Origin of the sequence: Lutibacter oricola, assembly GCF_900106565.1 — a bacterium.
GTDB lineage: Bacteria > Bacteroidota > Bacteroidia > Flavobacteriales > Flavobacteriaceae > Lutibacter > Lutibacter oricola.
On the sequence record NZ_FNNJ01000001.1, the window covers coordinates 986508 to 1008011 of the forward strand.

At 31.4% G+C, this 21504-nt stretch carries 21 protein-coding genes and 1 tRNA gene; all 22 read left to right on the plus strand.

Translation table 11 applies throughout. The features are described from left to right. Positions 1–64: 64 nt before the first annotated feature. The 22 genes from BLU40_RS04000 (at position 65) to BLU40_RS04105 (ending at position 21445) form a co-directional block, all read left to right on the plus strand. Complete coding sequence (locus BLU40_RS04000; RefSeq protein WP_090119974.1) at positions 65–511, plus strand: SoxR reducing system RseC family protein; 447 nt, start codon at positions 65–67, stop codon at positions 509–511. A 4-nt stretch (positions 512–515) separates the two neighbouring features. Further along, a complete protein-coding gene (locus tag BLU40_RS04005) occupies positions 516–1520 on the plus strand; it encodes a Fe-S cluster domain-containing protein (RefSeq protein WP_090120362.1) in 1005 nt (334 codons plus the stop codon). Then, the gene (rsxC, locus tag BLU40_RS04010; RefSeq protein ID WP_090119976.1) at positions 1513–2841 is read left to right on the plus strand and encodes an electron transport complex subunit RsxC; all 1329 of its coding nucleotides are present in this window, start codon (positions 1513–1515) and stop codon (positions 2839–2841) included. The genes BLU40_RS04005 and rsxC overlap by 8 nt, the downstream gene beginning before the upstream one ends. Before the next feature lies 1 nt (position 2842). Further along, the gene (locus tag BLU40_RS04015) at positions 2843–3853 is read left to right on the plus strand and encodes an RnfABCDGE type electron transport complex subunit D (RefSeq protein ID WP_090120365.1); all 1011 of its coding nucleotides are present in this window, start codon (positions 2843–2845) and stop codon (positions 3851–3853) included. Positions 3854–3855: 2 nt separating this feature from the next. Next, positions 3856–4452: an RnfABCDGE type electron transport complex subunit G gene (locus tag BLU40_RS04020; protein ID WP_090119978.1), complete on the plus strand. Its 597-nt coding sequence runs from the start codon at positions 3856–3858 to the stop codon at positions 4450–4452. 2 nt (positions 4453–4454) lie between these two features. Continuing rightward, complete coding sequence (gene rsxE / locus BLU40_RS04025) at positions 4455–5063, plus strand: electron transport complex subunit RsxE (protein WP_090119980.1); 609 nt, start codon at positions 4455–4457, stop codon at positions 5061–5063. After that, positions 5063–5638, plus strand: a complete 576-nt coding sequence (locus BLU40_RS04030) for an electron transport complex protein RnfA (RefSeq protein ID WP_090119982.1) — start codon at positions 5063–5065, stop codon at positions 5636–5638. Before rsxE ends, BLU40_RS04030 begins: the two co-directional genes overlap by 1 nt. Positions 5639–5828: 190 nt before the next feature. Next, positions 5829–6407 carry a 30S ribosomal protein S16 gene (locus BLU40_RS04035; protein ID WP_090119985.1) on the plus strand — a complete coding sequence of 193 codons (579 nt, stop codon included), beginning with the start codon at positions 5829–5831 and terminating at the stop codon, positions 6405–6407. 16 nt (positions 6408–6423) lie between these two features. Further along, positions 6424–6954: a ribosome maturation factor RimM gene (gene rimM, locus BLU40_RS04040; RefSeq protein WP_090119988.1), complete on the plus strand. Its 531-nt coding sequence runs from the start codon at positions 6424–6426 to the stop codon at positions 6952–6954. A 6-nt stretch (positions 6955–6960) separates the two neighbouring features. Further along, a tRNA-Ser gene (locus BLU40_RS04045) sits at positions 6961–7048 on the plus strand. Positions 7049–7383: 335 nt separating this feature from the next. Next, positions 7384–8652, plus strand: a complete 1269-nt coding sequence (locus BLU40_RS04050) for a site-specific integrase (RefSeq protein ID WP_090119991.1) — start codon at positions 7384–7386, stop codon at positions 8650–8652. Between the two features lie 56 nt (positions 8653–8708). Continuing rightward, the gene (locus BLU40_RS04055; protein ID WP_090119993.1) at positions 8709–9554 is read left to right on the plus strand and encodes an RteC domain-containing protein; all 846 of its coding nucleotides are present in this window, start codon (positions 8709–8711) and stop codon (positions 9552–9554) included. A 366-nt stretch (positions 9555–9920) separates the two neighbouring features. Further along, positions 9921–10199, plus strand: a complete 279-nt coding sequence (locus BLU40_RS04060) for a helix-turn-helix domain-containing protein (RefSeq protein WP_090119995.1) — start codon at positions 9921–9923, stop codon at positions 10197–10199. A 47-nt stretch (positions 10200–10246) separates the two neighbouring features. Further along, on the plus strand, positions 10247–10918 hold the full coding sequence (locus BLU40_RS04065; protein WP_090119998.1) for a hypothetical protein: 672 nt from the start codon (positions 10247–10249) through the stop codon (positions 10916–10918). A gap of 53 nt (positions 10919–10971) precedes the next feature. Then, positions 10972–11646 carry a P-loop NTPase family protein gene (locus BLU40_RS04070; RefSeq protein ID WP_090120000.1) on the plus strand — a complete coding sequence of 225 codons (675 nt, stop codon included), beginning with the start codon at positions 10972–10974 and terminating at the stop codon, positions 11644–11646. 298 nt (positions 11647–11944) lie between these two features. Then, positions 11945–12256, plus strand: coding sequence for a DUF6660 family protein (locus BLU40_RS04075; protein WP_090120002.1), 312 nt, complete (start codon positions 11945–11947; stop codon positions 12254–12256). A gap of 123 nt (positions 12257–12379) precedes the next feature. After that, entirely contained in the window at positions 12380–16714 is a 4335-nt protein-coding gene (locus BLU40_RS04080; RefSeq protein WP_090120004.1) for a CusA/CzcA family heavy metal efflux RND transporter, read from the plus strand. Positions 16715–16718: 4 nt separating this feature from the next. Further along, positions 16719–17918 (plus strand): efflux RND transporter periplasmic adaptor subunit, encoded by a 1200-nt coding sequence (locus tag BLU40_RS04085; RefSeq protein WP_090120007.1) that lies wholly within the window; start codon positions 16719–16721, stop codon positions 17916–17918. Positions 17919–17921: 3 nt separating this feature from the next. Further along, positions 17922–18338, plus strand: a complete 417-nt coding sequence (locus BLU40_RS04090; protein ID WP_090120009.1) for a Fur family transcriptional regulator — start codon at positions 17922–17924, stop codon at positions 18336–18338. A gap of 60 nt (positions 18339–18398) precedes the next feature. Beyond that, positions 18399–18983, plus strand: coding sequence for a methyltransferase family protein (locus BLU40_RS04095; protein ID WP_090120011.1), 585 nt, complete (start codon positions 18399–18401; stop codon positions 18981–18983). A 29-nt stretch (positions 18984–19012) separates the two neighbouring features. After that, positions 19013–20968: a heavy metal translocating P-type ATPase gene (locus tag BLU40_RS04100; RefSeq protein WP_090120013.1), complete on the plus strand. Its 1956-nt coding sequence runs from the start codon at positions 19013–19015 to the stop codon at positions 20966–20968. Positions 20969–21028: 60 nt separating this feature from the next. Beyond that, positions 21029–21445 (plus strand): HYC_CC_PP family protein, encoded by a 417-nt coding sequence (locus tag BLU40_RS04105; protein ID WP_090120016.1) that lies wholly within the window; start codon positions 21029–21031, stop codon positions 21443–21445. Positions 21446–21504: the final 59 nt, after the last annotated feature.

The following is a 21504-nucleotide window of genomic DNA, read 5'->3' on the forward strand; positions in this document are numbered from 1 at the left end:
ATCATATTTTATATGACTTATTAGACTTAATTTTACGTGGTTAACCAATTATTCAATCTCGTAGATGGAGAAGTTAGATTTAGATATATATAAAAATGGAGATCGGAAAGTGATAACTCATGATGGAGTTATTGCTAAAGTTACGGATAAAAATATTACGGTTGCGTTAATGGGAAATGTTCATTGTGAAGCTTGCAATGCAAAAGGTGCTTGTGGGGTTTCTGAAGGAGATACAAAAGAGATTATTGTAGATAATAATGGTTCTTATAAAGTAAATGAGCCAGTTAATGTTGTGCTTCAAAAAGAATTAGGTTTAAAAGCTGTTTTTTGGGCGTATGTTTTTCCTTTTATTTTAATGATTTCAGTTTTACTTATCTCTTCAAGTTTTGTAAAAGAGTGGATGGCAGGCTTATTGGCTTTTGCTGTTTTAATACCATATTATTTAGTGCTTTATTTAATGCAAGATACATTTGAGAAAGCATTTAGTGTTTCAATATTTAAATATAATTAATATAATGACAGATTCGGTTTTATATAGTGTTTTACTATTGGCTTCGTTGGGAGTTGTTGCAGCTGTTGTGCTGTATATAGTTTCAAAGAAGTTTTATGTGTACGAAAACCCTTTAATAGGTGAAGTTGATGAAGTACTTCCCGGTGCAAATTGTGCGGGTTGTGGTTCTCCAGGTTGTAAATCTTTTGCTGAAAAGCTAGTTAATACAGAAGATATTTCGGAGTTGTTTTGTCCGGTAGGAGGAAATGAAGTAATGAAACAAGTTGCTAGTATTTTAGGAAAAGAAGTTGCTGAAAAAGCTCCAACTGTAGCCGTGGTGCTTTGTCAAGGAGGTTGTGATGTTCGACCAAAAACAACAGAATATCAAGGGCCTCGTTCTTGTGCAATTTCATCGTTGGTTTATGGTGGTGAAACAGATTGCCAATATGGTTGTTTAGGTGATGGTGATTGTGTTGCTGTTTGTGATTTTGATGCCATGTATATGGATGAGGAAACAGGGTTGCCTGTAATTGATTCAGATAAATGTACGTCTTGTGGTGCTTGTGTTAAAGCTTGCCCAAGAGATATTATTGAAATGCGACCTAAAAACAAACGTGATTTAAAAATATTTGTAGGTTGTTTAAATGAAGATAAAGGAGGAATTGCTAAAAAAGCTTGTGATGTTGCATGTATTGGATGTTCTAAATGTGAAGATGTTTGCCCGAAAGATGCCATTACAATGAATAATAATTTAGCATATATAGATGCAGAACTTTGTACGTTGTGCAGAAAATGTGTACCAGTTTGTCCTACTCATTCTATTATAGAAACCAATTTTCCACCGCCAAAAGTTAAAAAGGTAGTAGAGAAAAAACCAATAGCTAAGAAACCTGTAGCTAAAAAGGTATTAGAAAAGAAAGTAGAGGAAAAAAAAGAAGTAGTAAAGAAAGAGGTTGAAAAAGTTGCAGTAGTAAAAGAAAATGTAGTAGCAACTAAAGTTGAACCTGAAAACCCTAAAACAGATGCTTAAAACATTTCCAAAAGGAGGTATTCATCCTCCTGAAAATAAAATAACATCAGGCAAGGAAATAAAAAGAATGCCTGTGCCAAAAGTAGTGTATGTTCCTATTGCACAACATATAGGTATACCTTCAGAAATAATAGTTGACCGAAAAGATAAAGTTTTAAAGGGTCAAGTTATTGCAAAAACTAGTGGATTTGTATCTTCAAACATTCATTCTCCTGTTGCTGGAACAGTAACTAAATTAGATATGATGATTGATAGTAGTGGATACAAAAAGCAATGTATTGTAATTAGAACGGATCAAAAAGACGAATCTAATTTTGAAGAAAAAGAATATCCATTAATTAGAGAAATATCTTTATCTCAAAAAGATATTCTTCAACATGTAATAGATTCTGGTATAGTTGGTTTAGGAGGGGCAACATTTCCTTCACATGTAAAATTAGACCTTAAGAATGATAATCACGTAGATTGTTTACTTATTAACGGTGTAGAATGTGAACCTTATTTAACTGCCGATCATAGATTAATGATGGAAAAGGCGGATGAAATAATTGTTGGTATTCAAATTCTTATGCACGCTTTACATATTAAAAAAGCTGTTATTGGTATCGAGAATAATAAAAAAGATGCCATTAAAGTATTGAAAGAAGCCTCGAAAGGAGATACAGGAATTCAAGTTGCAGCATTGCAAGTTAAATATCCTCAAGGAAGTGAAAAACAATTAATAAAAGCGATACTTAAAAGAGAGGTTCCTAAAGGGGGGTTACCAATGGATGTTGGTGTAATAGTGCACAATGTTGGGACAATCTTTGCAATTTATCAAGCTGTTCAATATAACGAGCCTTTAACAGAGCGAGTTGTTACAGTAACTGGTAAAAAAATAGAGAATGCTTCAAATTTTTGGGTTAAAATAGGTACTCCAATTAAAGATTTAGTTGAACAAGTTGGAGGTTTACCTGATGGAACTAGAAAAATTGTAAATGGAGGCCCAATGATGGGTAAAGCTATTAAAAATACGGATGTACCTGTAACTAAAGGAACTTCAGGAATTTTAGTAATTGACCAAAATGAAGCGAGTAGAGGTGAACCTAAAAACTGTATCCGTTGTGGAGAGTGTGTTTTTGTTTGTCCAATGGGATTAGAACCTCACTTGTTAATGAATCTATCTGAAAAAGGGTTGTACGAAAGAGCTTCTAACGAAGATATTATGACGTGTATTGAATGTGGTTCTTGTAGCTATGTTTGTCCATCACATCGTCCTTTACTAGACTACATTAGATTCGGTAAAAATATTGTTAAAAAGTTACAAACCGCTAAAAATTAATATGAGCGCACAATCTATTATTATATCAGCCTCACCACACGTACATTCAGACAGAACATCAAAAAAATTGATGTACGATGTAGTGATAGCATTAATTCCAGCTTTTCTAGTTTCACTTTATGTGTTTGGAATTGGTGCCTTTATAGTTACTGCAGCAGCAGTAATATCTTGCTTATTATTCGAATATTTAATTCAGAAATTTTTATTAAAATCTGAAGTTACCATTGGTGATGGTTCAGCCTTAATTACAGGGTTACTATTAGCATTTAACTTACCGTCAGGAATTCCAATTTGGATGATTGTAGTTGGTAGTTTATTTGCTATTGGTGTTGGAAAATTATCATTTGGAGGTTTAGGATTTAATATATTTAACCCTGCATTAATTGGTCGTGTTTTCTTATTGATTTCGTTTCCGATACAAATGACAACTTGGCCAACCGCTGTTGAAAATCAAACAGCTTTAGCAGATGCCGTTACAGGTGCAACACCTTTAGGTATTATAAAAGAAGGTTTAACCTTTGGAGGAACAATGACAGATTTGGCTTCTAAAATTCCATCGACATTAGATATGTTATTAGGTGTTACTGGAGGTTCTATTGGAGAAATGTCTGCGATTGCCTTATTAATTGGTGGTGTTTATTTATTGGTTAGAAAAGTAATTACTTGGCATATACCTGTTACTATGTTAGTAACAATGGCGGTTATGACTGGTATTTTTTGGTTAGTAGATAGTGAACATTATGCAAATCCATTAATTCATATTTTATCTGGTGGAGCTTTATTAGGAGCTTTCTTTATGGCAACGGATTTAGTTACGAGTCCAATGACGAAAAAAGGAATGATAATTTTTGCTATTGGTATTGGTGTTATTACTGTTGTAATTAGATTGTTTGGAGCGTATCCAGAGGGAGTTTCATTTGCAATTATAATTATGAATGCATTTGTACCATTAATTAACACTTATTTTAAACCAAGACGTTTTGGTTCTAAAATTAAATCTAAAATTGTATAACAATGGCTAAAAAGAAAGACACATTTATAAATATGGTAGTTTCACTTTTTGTGATTACCATAGTTGCAGGTCTATCGTTAGGATTTGTTAACGAATTAACTGTTGGACCTATTCAAAAAGGGAAAATAGAACGAAAAATAAACGCATTAAAATTGGTGTTGCCAGAATTTGATAACAATCCGGTTGAAGATGTAAAAATGATAAAATCTGATTTAGCTAAAGATAGTGTAGAAATGTATGTGGCTAAAAAGGGAGAAAATAATGTTGGAACAGCAGTTATTGGTTCTTCAGAAAAAGGATTTAGTGGTTTAATAAAAATTATGGTTGGTTTTAAATCAGATGGAAGTATTAATAACATTCAAGTGTTAGAGCAGAAAGAAACACCTGGTTTAGGAACAAAAATGAAGGATGATAAATTTATCGAACAATTTAGAGGTAAAAACCCTTCAGAATTTAATTTAAAACCTACAAAAGATTTAGGTGAAGTTGATGCCTTAACAGGAGCAACTATTACAACTAGAGCTTTTGGTGAAGCTACTCAAATGGCTTATGATATTTTTATGAAAGAAGGTTCAACTACTAAAACTAAAAAAGATTAGTTATGGCAGAGGCGTTAAATCAAAAAGATAATTTCTTAAAAGGAATTATAAAAGAAAATCCAGTATTTGTAATGCTGTTAGGTATGTGTCCAACGTTGGGTGTAACTTCATCTGCATTTAATGGATTAGGAATGGGAGTTGCAACATTGTTTGTGTTATTGATGTCGAACATTGTTGTTTCATTAATAAAATCTCAGGTGCCAAGTAAAGTTAGAATACCAGCATTTATTATAATTATAGCATCGTTTGTTACTATTGTAGAAATGGTATTAGAAGCATTTATACCTTTTTTATACGAACAATTAGGAATTTTTATTCCGTTAATTGTAGTAAACTGTTTAATATTAGGTAGAGCAGAAGCTTTTGCTTCAAAAAATAATGTAATGTCATCTATTTTAGATGCGTTAGGAATGGGATTAGGGTTTGTAATAGCGTTAACTGCTTTAGGTGCTGCCCGTGAAATATTAGGGAGCGGAAGTATTTTTGATATAAAATTTGTTGCTGAAAATGCAAACACATTTATTCTGTTTATTTTGCCTCCAGGAGCATTTATTGCTTTGGCATATTTAACAGTGTTTTTTAATAAAATTTCAACAAAAGAAGCTAAATAATGGAGTATATAATTATATTAATAGGAGCGGTATTTGTTAACAATATTGTATTATCACAGTTTTTAGGAATTTGTCCTTTTTTAGGTGTTTCTAATAAGGTTTCCACATCAGTTGGAATGTCAGGAGCTGTATTGTTTGTAATGACAATTGCAACAATGGCAACTTATATGTTACACGAGTTTATATTAGTGCCTGCAGGCTTAGAATATTTAAGAACCATTACATTTATTTTAGTAATTGCAGCATTGGTTCAAATGGTAGAAATTATTTTGAAAAAAGTGAGTCCGCCATTATACCAAGCTTTAGGTGTGTTTTTACCTCTAATAACAACAAACTGTGCAGTGTTAGGTGTAGCTATTTTAGCATTAGGAATGGAGAATGCAAGTTTATTAAAAGCAGTTTTCTTCGCTGTTGCAAATTCTATTGGATTTGGATTGGCATTAATTCTTTTTGCAAGCATTAGAGAACATTTAGAATTAGCTGATTTACCTAAAGGAATGAAAGGTGTGCCAATTAACTTATTAGTAGCGGGTTTACTTTCATTAGCATTTTTAGGATTCACAGGATTAGTTTAAAAAAAGATTATAAAATTAAAAGGTCGAAAATCTATACATATAGGTTTTCGACCTTTTGATTTTCAGTTTGTTAAGTTTTTGAAAAATATTGAAAATATACTTAAAAAGAATGATTTATTACAAAAAAACACACTATATTTGCGCACTCAAAAATTAATAATCAAGGTCGAGAACCTTAAAATTTAAAAAGATGCCAGTAAAAATTAGATTACAAAGACACGGTAAAAAAGGAAAACCATTCTATTGGATAGTTGCAGCAGATGTACGTTCAAAAAGAGATGGTAAATACTTAGAAAAATTAGGTACTTACAACCCTAACGTAAACCCAGCACAAATTGATTTAGATGTTGATGGAGCTGTAACATGGTTACAAAACGGTGCACAACCAACTGATACTGCAAAAGCAATTCTATCTTATAAAGGAGCTATGCTAAAAAATCATTTAGTAGGTGGTGTTAGAAAAGGTGCTATTACTGAAGAGCAAGCAGAAGAAAAATTCCAAGCTTGGTTAGCTGAAAAAGAAGCTAAAGTAAATGCTAAAAAAGAAGGTTTAGCACAAGCTAAAGCTGACGTTAAAGCAAAAGCATTAGAAGTTGAAGCTAAAATTAATGAAGATCGTGCTGCTGCTGTAAAAGAAGCTGCTGATGCTGCTATTAAAGCTGAAGCTGACGCAAAAGCTGCTGCCGCTGCTGAAGCTGCAGAGCCAGTTGAAGAAAAAGGACCTGAGTCTATCGACGACGCGCAAGCTGCTGCAGGAGAAGAAGCTTAATAAATTTTATTCGATAATGCGTAAAGAAGATTGTTTTTATTTAGGCAAAATCGTTAGAAAACATAGCTTTAGAGGTGAGGTTGTAGCAAAATTAGATACAGACGAACCAGAATTGTATAAAGAATTGGAATCAGTATTTGTTGAATTAAACAATAATCTGGTTCCTTTTTTTATTGAAAAAAGCTTACTGCAAAAAGGGAATCAACTTAGATTAGCTTTTGAAGATATTTCTACCGAAGATGATGCAGATAATATTTTAGGTTCAGGTTTATATTTACCACTTGAATTTTTACCCAAATTAACAGGTAATAAGTTTTACTTTCACGAAATTATAGGTTTTCAAATAGAAGATGTAAATTTTGGAAAAGTTGGTGAAATTGTAGCTGTTAATGATTCTTCAGCTCAACCTTTGTTCGAAGTTGATGCAAACGGTAAAGAAGTATTTATACCTATGATAGATGATTTTATTAAAGTAGTTGATAGAACTAATAATAAAATTATTGTTGAAACTCCAGAAGGTTTAATAAACCTTTATTTAGATAATTAAAACTTTAGAGAAGTGGCCGAGTGGTCGAAGGCGCACGCCTGGAAAGTGTGTATACCTCAAAAGGGTATCGAGGGTTCGAATCCCTTCTTCTCTGCGAAAATGAACACAAATTGAATCAAAACACAGCAAACCATAGGTTTTAAGGGGTTTTGAATTTTAGGAGTTAACAGATATATTGATTTAAATTCATTAAATAAGTCAACAAATCGGTCAACAAATAAAAAAAGTAAATTTGTTGACCGAATTATTGCTGTAGATACTGTAAATACTGATAAAATGTATTTTTAAAAACGGTGAAACAGTACATAATTTAATGAGAATAAGGTAGGATTTGGTCAACAAATCTTATACATTTGTTACTAGGGCCAATATCCATAGTTGATTTGACTTTCGTCTTTAAAAAAAGTTAAACTTAAAAAGACGACAACTATGAAAACCCAAAACACTTTTTCAATCCTAATTTGGATTAATGCTTCACGTGCCAAAAATAACGAAGCGGATTTATTCGCAAGAATTACGGTTAATCAGAAACGAGTTAATATTAGCCTAAAAAGAAAAGTTCTTTTAGAATCTTGGGATAAATCTAAATCCAAAATTAAAGGAAACAGTCAAGAGGCTAGAGTTATCAATAATTATATTGACCAAACACAAGCTTCAATTTTCAAAGCATACCAGGAATTAGTTAATGAAAGAAAATTAATAACAGCTGAAGCTATTAAAGCTCGATTTTTAGGAACCGACCAACAATATTATTCGCTTCAAAATATTATTGATTATCATAATACTAATTTTGCTCACAAGTTAAATAAAGCCACACTTGGCCTTTATAAAACTACCCAGAGTTATTTAATGGAGTTCGTACTGAAAGAATACAAAACTTCAGATATTTACTTGAGAGACCTAAATTATTCATTTGTTGTGCAATTTGACAATTTCTTAAGAGGCTATAAACTTTCAAGAAATAAGAAAAGAATAGGTAATAATACCATCATAAAACACATTCAACGCTTAAGAAAAATGGTAACTATGGCCTTTCATATGGAATGGATAGAAAGAGACCCATTTGTTAAATATAAACCTTCATTTATTAAAAAGGAACGTGAGTTTTTATCAAAAGAAGAACTTGAAAGTATTGAAAACTATAGCACAGATATTGAACGTTTAGATTTAGTAAAGGATCTTTTTATTTTTAGCAGCTACACAGGTATTGCATATGTTGATATTATGAAGCTTAAAAAAGACAATGTGGTTTTTGGGATTGATGGTAATAAATGGATAATTACCAAAAGACAAAAAACAAATACACCAGTGAAAATACCAATACTAGACCAAGCTCAATACTTAATTGATAAATACAGAAATAATGAAAGAGCAGCTCTAAATGGTACCGTTTTTCCTGCGTTATCAAATCAAAAATTAAATAGTTATTTAAAAGAAATAGCAGATGCTTGTAAGATTAAAAAGAACCTAACATTTCATATGGCGCGCCATACATTTGCAACTACAGTAACGCTAACAAATGGCGTTCCAATTGAAACCGTTTCTAAAATTTTAGGACACACAAAAATTGCTACAACTCAAATTTATGCTAGAGTAATTGAAAGAAAAGTAAGTGATGATATGAATGCTTTAAAAGTGTTATTAAATACCAAATCAGAGCAAGGTTCAGAAGTAGTTCAGAAGAAATCTAACAGCTAACTAATTTATAGGTTTTTTTATTATTTTTAAATGCTTAAAAAAATTGAAAAACCTATATGAAAAAAACTACTATTGCCTTTAATCGGTATAAAAAATCTATTGTATTAATTGAAAAATCTAATTTAAAAGATCTAACAATTTTAAAACAAGGTATTGTACTTTCAAGAACGTGTCTAAATGAATTTAGCACACTTGTAAGGACTAAAAAATTCCCTTCAAAAAAAGAAGAAATAACATTTTTTAAATATCAAAAACCGTATGTAGAAGGGAGACTCCAGTACTTTAAATGGTTACATAATTATTTACTTGAAAAACCAATTTCTGGTAACTCAAAACAACAGAAGTACATTAGCAATGAACTTGATAGGTTAGATAGCAGAAAATGGAAACAGTTGGAATTTGTAAAGTATTATAGGTTAAAAGAAGATAAACTAGACCACCTTTATTTTTTAAGAGATATCGAACAATTAGATTTATTTATCGATAGCTCGCATCACTTTAAAGATCCGGAATTTACAACCAGTCACGATTACCTTGTATCAAAAATTATTGCACACGATTTATTAATTGCATTTTTTTCTAACGAGTTGAAAATACTTAAAAACAAGAAATCAAATGATGTAGTTATCGAAGAGGTTAAACCAGCCATTTTAAGAGATCTAAATTGGACAGGAACTAAAACGGATTTAGTTGAATTAATTTTCGCTTTAAAAGAGTCAGGTGTTTTAAGAAATGGAAGAGCAGAACTAAAAAAAATTAAAAATGTAATTGAACTACTTTTTGAAATTGAATTAGGTAATATTTATAAAGTTTTTGAGCAAATTAAAGCTAGAGAGAAAGATCAAACAAAATTTATAGATTCTTTAAAAATTGGACTCATTAATAGAATTGAATCTAATTAAAGTATTGTTGTTAAATTACTGTTTTAGTGTTGGTTATGGTTTTTATATGTTCTATAATAAATAGGACTACCTAACGACTACCTAAAATTGAAAAAAAGAGATGATTTTTTATTAAAAAATCATCTCTTTTTATTTATAAACATACCTTTTTATTGAAATTGAATCCAGTGTGATTATAAATTCTAACTTTTTTTAAAATGCAAAGTTTTTAAACTCTTGTCATTCAGTAAGTTAAAATTTTTAAAATGTTAAATTTTTTAGGTACTACCTAATGACTACCTAAAGATTCTCAATAAAACTTTTAAGCTTTGTAGCACGAAAGTCAAATCGCTATAAACAATTATTAATTTAAAAAATACTTAATCAATGCCAACACAAATTATAACAACTGATGATTTAAGAGAGTTTAAAATTGAACTATTAGATGACATTAAAAGTTTACTTCAAAAAACGACTGCTGCACCTCAAAAAAAATATTTAAAATCAGCAGAATTAATGAAAATATTGAAAGTAAGTCCGGGAACACTTCAAACTTTAAGAATTAACGGAACACTACCGTACACAAAAATTGGAGGGATCATTTTCTACGATGCAGAAGAAATTGAAAACGTAATGAAAGAAAACAGTATTCATAACAAATTTTAAGAATAACGTCATTCTGAACCTGTTCAGAATCTTACTATTTAGAGCCTATGAATTACATAAAACATCTCAACGGTATCTTTCATCAATTTTCAAAAGATACTCGTTTAAATCCAACACATATTAGCCTATATATTGCTTTATTTCAGATTTGGAATTACAATCGATTTCCAGATGAATTTTATATAAATCGAGAAGAAGTTATGAAGTTTTCTAAAATCGGTTCTAACACAACATATCATCGTTGTATTAAAGAGTTAAGTCATTGGAAATACATTATTTATAGTCCTTCTCACAATCCGTTTAAAGGCAGTAAAGTGAAGTTGTTTAATTTCAGTACAAGTGATAAGCAAGATTTGTATTTAGACTCTACCATAAATGAACAAGCGCTGGTATCTAATATAAACATTAATAAACATACTATAAACATAAATAAACCTCTCTCTCTAAAAAAGGTTTTCAATTTTTTTAAAAAAAAGGATTGGTCAGAAAAAGAAGCAGAAAAATTTTTCAATTACTACGAATCTGTAGGATGGAAAAAAGGAAACAATCCAATTGAAAATTGGCAAGCTGCAGCAGAGAGTTGGATGTTAAAAATAGACGAATTTACTATTTCAAAACAAAAAGAATCAAAAACAAATCAAAACACAGATTTACCACTTGACCATTTTCAAGACAACCTCCACACCAACCAAAACAAAAACTATAACGAACCTTTATAAGATTCTGTCATTTCTGCGTAGGCAGGAATCTCATCATTTGGAAAATAAAAACTATGAAACCACAACCACACATAAAAATCGAAGGAACATCAAAATTCCAAATAGGAGAAATAAGAAACAACACAGTCCATTACGATTTTGAAAAAATAAAAACCTACCTCAACATCAAAGGTCACATACTATTCGGTAAAAATTTCAAAATCTACAATGAAGACGAACCTCTACTTTTCAAACTATGCAATTACTTTATCCAGGATCATTATAGTTGTGCACAAATGGGAATAGACACCAATAAAGGATTATTACTATCTGGCCCAGTAGGTTGTGGAAAAACATCACTAATGAAATTACTTTTACATCTAGCGCCACACAAAACTAATTACGAACTCATTCCCTCCAGGAATATTGTTTTCAATTTCAATGCAAAAGGTTATGCTGTTTTTGAAAAATACAATCAAACTCAAAACTATTGTTTCGATGATTTAGGAGTAGAACCAACAGGTAGCCACTACGCAAAAGAGTGCAATGTATTAGGTGAAATCTTGCTCTCTCGTTACGATTTATTTATGCGTAGTCCTGAACGCAGTCAGAAGGTGTTAACCCACATAACCACGAACCTCAACGCGCAAGAAATTGAAAAACGTTACGGAAACAGGGTGAGAAGCAGAATGAGAACAATGTTTAATTTAATTAGCTTTGATGAAAACTCAATTGATAAAAGAAAATAACTTTTTATTCGTCACCCTGAACTTGGTTCAGGGTCCCACCAATTATATTAGGTTGTTTGTTGTGGAATGAAAAAACAAAACCCACTTCAAGAGAAGTGGGTTAAAAAAAATTGCTATGAAAAAGATTAGGCCTATGAAAACCTAATACTCAAATATAGCATTATCTTCCTAAAATCAAAAAAAACATTTTTCTATTTTGTAGTATCAAACAAAATCAAACTACCTTAAAAAGTAGTTTATATATTGCGTTAACTTATTTGCAATGCCATTGCATTAAATAATTTATATATTTGCTACAATGAAATTTATAGCATTCATATTATCAATTTATATTCTCGCACTTAATTTTACACCTTGTGTAGATAATAGTGAAATTGATGATAATGTTAAAACAGAAATTTCACAAACTAATGGTGACGAGCATCAACATCAAGATTCAGATTTATGCTCCCCTTTTTGTATGTGTCATTGTTGTCATATTAATGTAATACAGTTTCAATTCACTTATACAAAACTTGATGTAAATAATTATTATACTCAAAATTTCTTCTACCTAAACGGTTTAGAAACAAATTATTCTACTTCTATTTTACAGCCTCCAAGGGCATAATTCAGTTTTATCTAGGATAATTATATCCAATTTTGAACCTTTAAAGGTTCTTTTCAACTCGAGTAATTCTAATTTTATTAGAAGAATTGAATCAAAAAGTTTAACTGAATTAACACCTTTTCTATGATTAATAAAATCATTGATTTTTCAATCAATAACAAATTTATAATTGGTTTGCTTACGCTTACCATTATTGGAGCAGGTATATGGAGTATGACCCAAGTACCCATCGATGCTGTTCCAGATATTACCAATAACCAAGTACAGGTTATTACACAAGCCCCAAATTTAGGTACAGAAGATATTGAACAAATTGTAACCTACCCAATTGAAGTCGCAATGAGCAACCTTCCAAATGTACAGGAAATTAGATCTATTTCTCGTTTTGGTTTATCGGTTGTTACTATTGTGTTCGACGATGATATGGGAACATATTTACCTCGACAATTAGTAGCAGAAAAACTAAACGAAGTTAAAGAACAAATTCCTGCAGGTTTTGGTGAACCATCAATGGGACCTATTTCAACTGGATTAGGAGAGATTTACCAGTATACATTAAAAGTAGCACCAGAGTTTAAAGACAAATATAGTATTGCAGACCTACGTTCTATGCAAGATTGGATTGTACAGCGACAAATGGCTATGGTAGAAGGTGTGGTTGAAGTAAATGCCATTGGTGGTAAAATTAAACAATACGAAGTAGCTGTTGATCCAAACGATTTAAAAGCTATTGGTTTAACTATTACAGATGTATTTAATGCACTTGAAGCTAACAATCAAAATACAGGTGGTGCTTACATTGAAAAAAACCATCAAGCAAATTTTATTCGTGGAGAAGGCTTGGTGCGTAGTTTAGAAGACATTAAAAAAATAACAGTCAAAAACGTTAATAATATTCCAGTAACTATTGGTGATATTGCGACAGTTCAATTTGGTGCTGCAATTCGCTATGGTGCATTAACACAAGATGGAGAAGGTGAAGTTGTTGGTGGTTTAGTAATGATGCTTAAAGGCGCTAATTCCAATAATGTTATCAACAATGTAAAAGAACGAATGGCTCAAATAGAAAAGTCATTACCTGAAGGAATCATCATTCAGCCATTATTAGATCGAAGTAAATTAATTGGCGAAACAACATCTACAGTGTCAAACAACCTTGTTGAAGGAGCTTTAATTGTAATATTTGTACTTATTTTCTTATTAGGTAATTGGCGAGGTGGTTTAATAGTAGCCTCAACAATTCCATTATCATTATTATTTGCATTTATATTGATGAATGTATTTGATGTTTGGGCAAATTTAATGAGTTTGGGAGCTATTGATTTCGGGATTATTGTAGATGGTGCTGTAATTATTGTGGAGAGTACAGTTTTCTTAATTACATCCCAATTATTAAAAAAGAAGAGTCTTACAGCAAAAGAACGTGACAAAGTAGCTTCTAATGCTTCTAAAAAGATGATGAATGCTGCATTTTTTGGTCAGCTCATTATTCTTATTGTTTTTCTTCCAATTTTGGCTTTACAAGGTATTGAGGGAAAAATGTTCAAACCAATGGCTATGACTTTCATTTTCGCTATGATTGGAGCGATGGTGCTTTGTCTTACCTATGTGCCAATGATGTCTGCACTAGTGTTAAGAGCTCCGAAAAACAATAAAAAATCTTATGGAGATAAATTTGTACAATGGGTAGAAGACAAATACCAACCTTTATTGGAAAGAGCATTACAAAAAGGAAAGTGGATTATAGGTAGTGCAGTTGTGCTATTCGCAATTGCAGTTTTTATATTTACAAAAATGGGTGGTGAGTTCATTCCGCAGCTTGATGAAGGTGATATTGCATTTCACGCCATATTAAAACCAGGAAGTTCACTTACAGAAACCATTGAAACAACTACAAAAATAGAGCAAATTGTAAAAGCTAAATTTCCGGAAGTTGAAAAAATAGTCAGTCGTATTGGTGTAGCTGAAATTCCAACAGACCCAATGCCAATGGATTTAGCAGATGTTTTTGTAATTCTAAAGCCTAAAAGTGAGTGGACCACAACAACTTCAAAAGATGAATTGATAGAGATGATGAAAGAAGCTGTTGAAATAGTTCCAGGTGTTAATTATGAGTTTACCCAGCCTATTGAAATGCGTTTTAATGAATTACTTGAAGGTGTGCGAGAAGATATTGCCATAAAACTCTATGGTGAAGATATTGACATTCTATCTCAAAAAGCAGAAGAAATATCTAAAATTATTGCAGGTACTGAAGGTATTGGAGATATGAAAGCGGAAGCCACAACAGGTTTACCACAAATGACTATTAATTACAATAGAAATAAATTAGCACAATACGGACTTCATATAAATACCTTAAATCAAACAGTACAATCAGCATTTGCAGGTGGTGTAGCAGGTGTTATTTTTGAAGGTGAAAAACGTTTTGATTTAGTAGTTCGTTTAAATTCTCAAAACCGAAAAGATATTTCAGATGTCCAAAACTTGTACATCAACCTACCTTCGGGAACTCAAATTCCACTGCGTGAAATAGCTGATGTAAGTTATAAAGCAGGACCAATGCAAATTAGTAGAGATAACACAAACAGAAGAACTTATGTGGGTGTAAATGTGAGAGGTCGCGATGTAAAATCATTAGTAAATGAAATAAAATCAAAATTAGATGCACAATTAGAATTACCATCTGGTTATTTCATTCGTTATGGTGGTGCTTTTGAGAATTTGGAACGTGCAAGTAACCGATTACAAACGGTTGTACCTATTGCACTATTACTAATATTTGTGTTAATTTATTTTGCATTGAAATCATTGCCACAAACTTTAATGATTTACATAGCTATTCCTATGGCAACCATTGGTGGTGTAGTAGCTTTATGGTTACGTGATATGCCATTTAGTATTTCAGCAGGTGTTGGTTTCATAGTACTATTTGGGGTTGCAGTTTTAAATGGATTGGTAATGGTTAGTGGTTTGAATGAATTAAAAGAAGAGGGTGTTACCAATCTTAAAGATAGAATTATTGAAGGTACAAAACGAAGAATCAGACCAATTATGCTAACAGCTTTTACAGATGTATTAGGCTTTTTACCTATGGCGATTTCGGCATCTGCCGGAGCAGAAGTTCAACGCCCACTAGCAACTGTTGTTATTGGTGGTTTATTAACTTCTACATTACTAACCTTATTCGTTTTACCAATTTTATACCATTGGGTAGAAAACAAATCGTTTAAATTTATTCCGAATAAAAAGTTGGTTACAGCAACAGCAGTTTTGCTTTTAATGTTTGGTTTTTCTGAACAAAGTAAAGCACAACAGATAAACAATACACTTCCTGAAATAACCTTAATGGATGCGGTAAAACTATCTAAAAGGAATTACCCATTGTTAAAGCAAAAACAGTTAGAAATCACAAAACAGGAACAATTAAAAGCTACTGCTTATGATTTAGGTACAACTGAAGTCTTTACAGGTGGTGAAGAAATTAATGGAGATGAAGGAGTCTACACAACCATTGGAATAGGCCAATCCGATATAAATATTTTTGGTGTTGGTTCAAAGAGGAAGTTACAAAAACAACGAGTACAATTAGCACAAAAAGCTTATCAACTTTCTGTATTAGAATTAGAATTAGAAGTTAAAAAGGCCTGGTCAAAATGTTATCAAATGAAGAGAAACTATAATCTTTATATGGAATTGGATTCCATTTATTCCAATTTCGAACAAGCTGTTGCGTTAAATTATGAAGTAGAAGCGATTTCAAGATTAGAATATTCAGCAGCTAAAAACCAAGCTTTTCAAATTCAAAATAAAAAAATGCAAGCATATAGTGATTATCTAATCGCTCTACAGCAATTAAATTTATGGTTGGTTTCAGATGAAATTTTTACTGTTTCTGATGAATTTGATTCTGCAATAGATTTAAACATTGAAAAGTTCAATATTGAAAACCATCCGTTGTACAGTATGTCGCAGAACATTGTAGATGAAGCAGCAGCCAATTATAAAGTTGCAAAAGCTAATAATTTACCAAAATTCAATCTTCAAGGTGGTTTACAAAAAGTAGAAGGAATTTCTGGGTTTTACAGTTATCAAGCAGGTATTTCCATTCCGTTTTTGTCTGGTACTAACAAAGCACAAATTAGAAGTACCAAAATTGATAAAGAGATAGCCGAAGCCAATGTCCTATTCAAAAAGCAAGAAGTACAATCAAAATTTGTTCAGGCTAAAGAAAATTATATCAAATGGAAAAACTCTTGGGAATTTTACAAAAACCAGGTATTGCCATTAACAAAGGAACAAAAAACAGGTGCTTTACTGGCGTACAAAGAAGGCGAAATAGAATACACTAGCTTCACACAATTAATAAAAGAAGCCATTCAATCCGAGCTAGATGCACAAACAGCTTTAATAAACTATTTAGAAAGCACATTTCAACTACAATATTTTAATCAATAAGAAAATGAAAAATAAATTATATAAAATCCTAACTGTTATAGTGTTATCCATTACTGTTTTTGCTTGCGGAAACAAAGAAAGTCATAGTGACAATGATGGTCATTCACATAGTGAAAAACCAAAAAATGAAGAAGAACACGGTGAGAACGAAGAAGTAATGCTTTCGCAGCAGCAGTATAATGCATTAAAAATGAAGATTGACACACTTTCATTACGAAATATGAGTGGAAATGTAGAGGCTAATGGTACATTAGAAGTACCCCCACAAAACGAAGCAGCAATAACTTCAGTTATTGGTGCAAATGTAGTATCTATAAAAGTAATTGAAGGTAATAAAGTTAATAAAGGCCAAGTTATGGCTTATCTATCACACCCTAATATTATAAAACTGCAGACTGATTATTTGAATGCTTTTAGCAATAGTAATTTTTTAAAGAAAAACTATGAGCGTCAACAAAAATTATATGATGCAGGTGTTGGTTCTGGTGCAAATTTTCAAAAAGCAGAAGCCGAGTATGAAGCATCAAAAGCTATGGTAAATGGATTGGAAGCTCAATTAAGAATATTAAATATCAATACAATATCGGTAAGAAATGGTACAATTGCACAAAGTATATCATTACGTAGTCCTATAGAAGGGTTTGTACAAAAGGTTGAGGTGAAAATTGGGCAATATGTAGAGCCGCAAACAGAATTATTCGAAATTGTTAATACGCTTCACGTCCACGCAGATTTGATGGTGTTTGAAAAAGATGCCTATAAAGTAAAAAAAGGTCAAAAAGTGACATTTACAGTGCAGTCTATACCAAATACAGAACTTACAGCTGAAATCTTTTCAATAAGTAAAACATTTGAAGACAACCCAAAAGCTGTACACGTTCACGCTGAAATTGAAAATAAAAGAGATAACTTAATTCCTGGTATGTACATTCAAGGTAAAATTCAGGTAAATAAAACTAAAACAAAAGCATTACCTGAAAGTGCAATTATAAAAGATGGAGATAGGTTTTATGCATTTTCAGTAGAAAAAGAAAATGACGACTGGAGTTTTAAGCCTGTTGAAGTGCTTTTAGGTGCAAAAGATGGCAATTGGATTGCAGTTCAATTTACTGAAGAATTAGATAAAACCACAAAATTTGCTTATAATAATGCTTATTACCTGATTGCTGAAATGAAAAAAGGCGAAGCAGAACACGAACATTAAATAATGAAAACAATAGAGGAATTATTAGAATCTAAAAATATACGTGTTACAGCAATGCGATTACTTATCTATAAGTTTCTTGTAGAAAAGGATGTTGCTGTAACATTAAGTGATATCGAAAATGCTTTTGAAAAGTCAGATAGAACTACATTATACAGAACTATTAAAACATTTGAAGAAAAAGGAATCGTACATCAAATAGATGATGGTACAGGTATTACAAAGTATGCATTATGTGAAAAAGGATGTAATTGTGAAATTGAAAATGATTTACACTTACATTTCCATTGTAACAATTGCAATGAAACAGTATGCCTTACAGCTCATAAAATTCCTCAAATTAAAGTGCCTGATGGTTTTGTTGCAGAAAATGTAAACTTGGTGGTAAAAGGGATTTGTGATAAATGTAGCGGTCATTAATGCACTTCCATTGCATTTGTTTTTTCAGCATATTTGCTTTGAATATGCAATTATAATTTGATGATTTTATTTATTTACTTACTAATATATTTTCTGCTAGTTTTTGTAATAAGGTCAGTTTCACTCTTTATAAAAACTAGAGTAAACCCTTTAACTTTTAACAAAACAGATGATGCACACGGTTATAATGGTAAAGTATTTACTTTGATCTCTTTTTTAGAGCTAATTATTGTAAGTATTTATGCTTTTAAATTTGATTGGTACAAATATTTACTCCCTTTTTGGTATTTAGAAAGTGTTACTTTATTAAAAACAGGCTGGGGACTCTTAATTCTTTCGCTAATTGTAGTATGGATTGCTCAATCTAATATGGCCAATTCTTGGAGAATTGGAATAGATGAAAAAAACAAGACATCGTTAGTTACCAAAGGATTGTTTTCGATTTCAAGAAACCCCATTTTCCTTGGGATTATGATTGCAAATATTGGATTGTTTTTAGTGATTCCAAACGCTTTTACATTAGTAATAATCGCATTATCAACAACAAGTATAAATACCCAAATTAGATTAGAAGAAGCATTCTTAAAACAAGAATTTGGAAATGATTATTTAGAGTATGCAAAAAAAGTAAGACGTTGGATATAAATATTTAATTTGAAGAATTTAGAATAATAATGAAAAAAAAGAAAGTCAATTTAAGAGATTTAAAGCCAAAATCTACAAAGCAGCATAGTCACAATGATGGTCATAACCACGGCATTGTAAATAGTGCTACTTTCAAAATTTATTTCCCTGCAATCGTAAGCTTTTTAATGCTTATGATCGGAATAGCTTTAGATTATTTTAATGTAGCTTTTTTCAAAGATTGGTTACGTATAAATTGGTATGGAATTGCATACTTGCCTGTTGGATTTCCCGTGGTTAAAGAAGGTTGGAAAAGCATTAAAAAAGGAGATGTATTTACAGAGTTCTTTTTAATGTCTATTGCTACAATTGGAGCATTTGTTATTGGTGAATATCCTGAAGGAGTAGCAGTAATGCTATTTTATGCAGTTGGAGAATTATTCCAAGGAGCTGCTGTTAAAAGAGCCAAAGGAAATATCAAAGCATTATTAGATGTCAGACCAAAAGAAGCTAACGTTTTTCGGAATGGTGATTATACAAGTGTTTCACCAGAAGACGTAAATATTGGCGAAAAAATTCAAATTCGTGTTGGCGAAAAAATTCCTTTAGATGGTATTTTACTATCAGTAAAGGCCTCATTAAATACCGCAGCTTTAACAGGTGAAAGTAAACCAGATACGATTACAAAAAACGCAAAAGTATATGCAGGTAGTATCAATTTAGAAAGTGTGATAGAAGTTGAGGTAACAAACAAGTTTGAAGATAGTTCAATTGCCAGAATATTAGATTTAGTTCAAAATGCTACAGCACGTAAATCGAAAACAGAATTGTTCATTAGACAATTTGCACGTATCTATACACCAATTGTAGTGTATTTAGCAATTGCTGTTACATTTCTACCTTATTTTTTTGTAGAGGAATATATTTTTAGAGATTGGTTATACAGAGCATTAATTTTCTTGGTAATTTCTTGCCCTTGTGCTTTGGTAATATCTATCCCATTGGGTTATTTCGGAGGTTTAGGTGCAGCTTCAAAAAATGGAATATTATTTAAAGGTGCTTCATTTTTAGATGCTATGACCAAAATAAATACATTGGTAATGGATAAAACAGGAACTGTTACCAAAGGTGTTTTCAAAATTAAGGAAATAAAGACTGTTGGCTGGGAAGAATCTGAATTTATGAAATTCCTAATGGCTATGGAAGGACAATCCACACACCCTATTGCAAAAGCCATAATGAAGTATAAAGAAGTTGGAAAAGATTTTAAAGCAGTAGAAGTATCTGAAGTTGCAGGAAAAGGATTAAAAGGCATTGTGAATGGTAAAATAGTTTTAGTTGGAAATAAAGCCTTAATGCATACAAATAACATTGATGTTCCAACTGAAACTGAAGCTATTGTAGAATCCATTGTTTTGGCAGCTATCGATAATAAATTCGCAGGTTATGTTGTAATTGCAGATGAATTAAAAGAAGATGCTAAAGAAACAATTACAGCATTGCATAAAGTAGGTATTAAAAATATAATGATACTTTCAGGTGATAAAGATTCTATTACCCAACAAATAGCAAATGAATTAAATATTGAAAAGGCCAGAGGTGGTTTATTGCCAGAAGATAAATTAAATGAAGTTGAAACTTTAAAGAGAAATCCTGAAAATAAAATAGCTTTTATTGGTGATGGTATTAACGATGCACCAGTTTTAGCAGCAAGTGATGTAGGTATTGCTATGGGTGGTTTGGGAAGTGATGTTGCTATTGAAACAGCAGATGTTATTATTCAAACCGACCAACCTTCAAAAGTGGTAAAAGCCATTAAAATAAGTCGTTCTACTCGTAAAATTGTATGGCAGAATATCATATTAGCTTTTGGTGTTAAAGCTATTGTTTTAATTCTAGGAACAGGTGGTTTAGCAACAATGTGGGAAGCTGTATTTGCAGATGTAGGTGTAGCTTTATTAGCTATTTTAAATGCGGTTAGATTGCAACGAATGAAATGGAGTTAAGCGTTAAACTCCTGTTAAATTTATTTAGAATCATTATAATTTGTTACCTTTGTTACCAATATGAAACAAATTTTCCATAAAATAATGTCAATATTAATGGCTTTTGTAGTGTTATGCTCTACAATGTCATTTACTATTAATACGCATTATTGTGGAGATAAATTGGTTGATTCAGCTATATTTTCAAAAGCAGAAACTTGCGGAATGGAAATGGAATTAGCAACTTCAACTAATGAATGTTCTGTATCAAAGAAAAATTGTTGTAGTGATGAATTTGAAAAAATTGAGGGTCAAAATGAATTACAATCTTCAATAGATACTATTTCTTTTGAGCAACAAGTATTCATTACTTCATTTATTTATACGTACGTAAATCTTTTCGAAAGTATAGATAGCGAGGTATCTTTATATGATGAAGATCAATCCCCTCTCGTCTGCAGGAAAATCTACAAACTAGACGAAACATATTTAATCTGATTTTAAAACAATTGACTGTTTTATCCTATGGCTGTAAAGTTATAAGGATAATTTGTTGT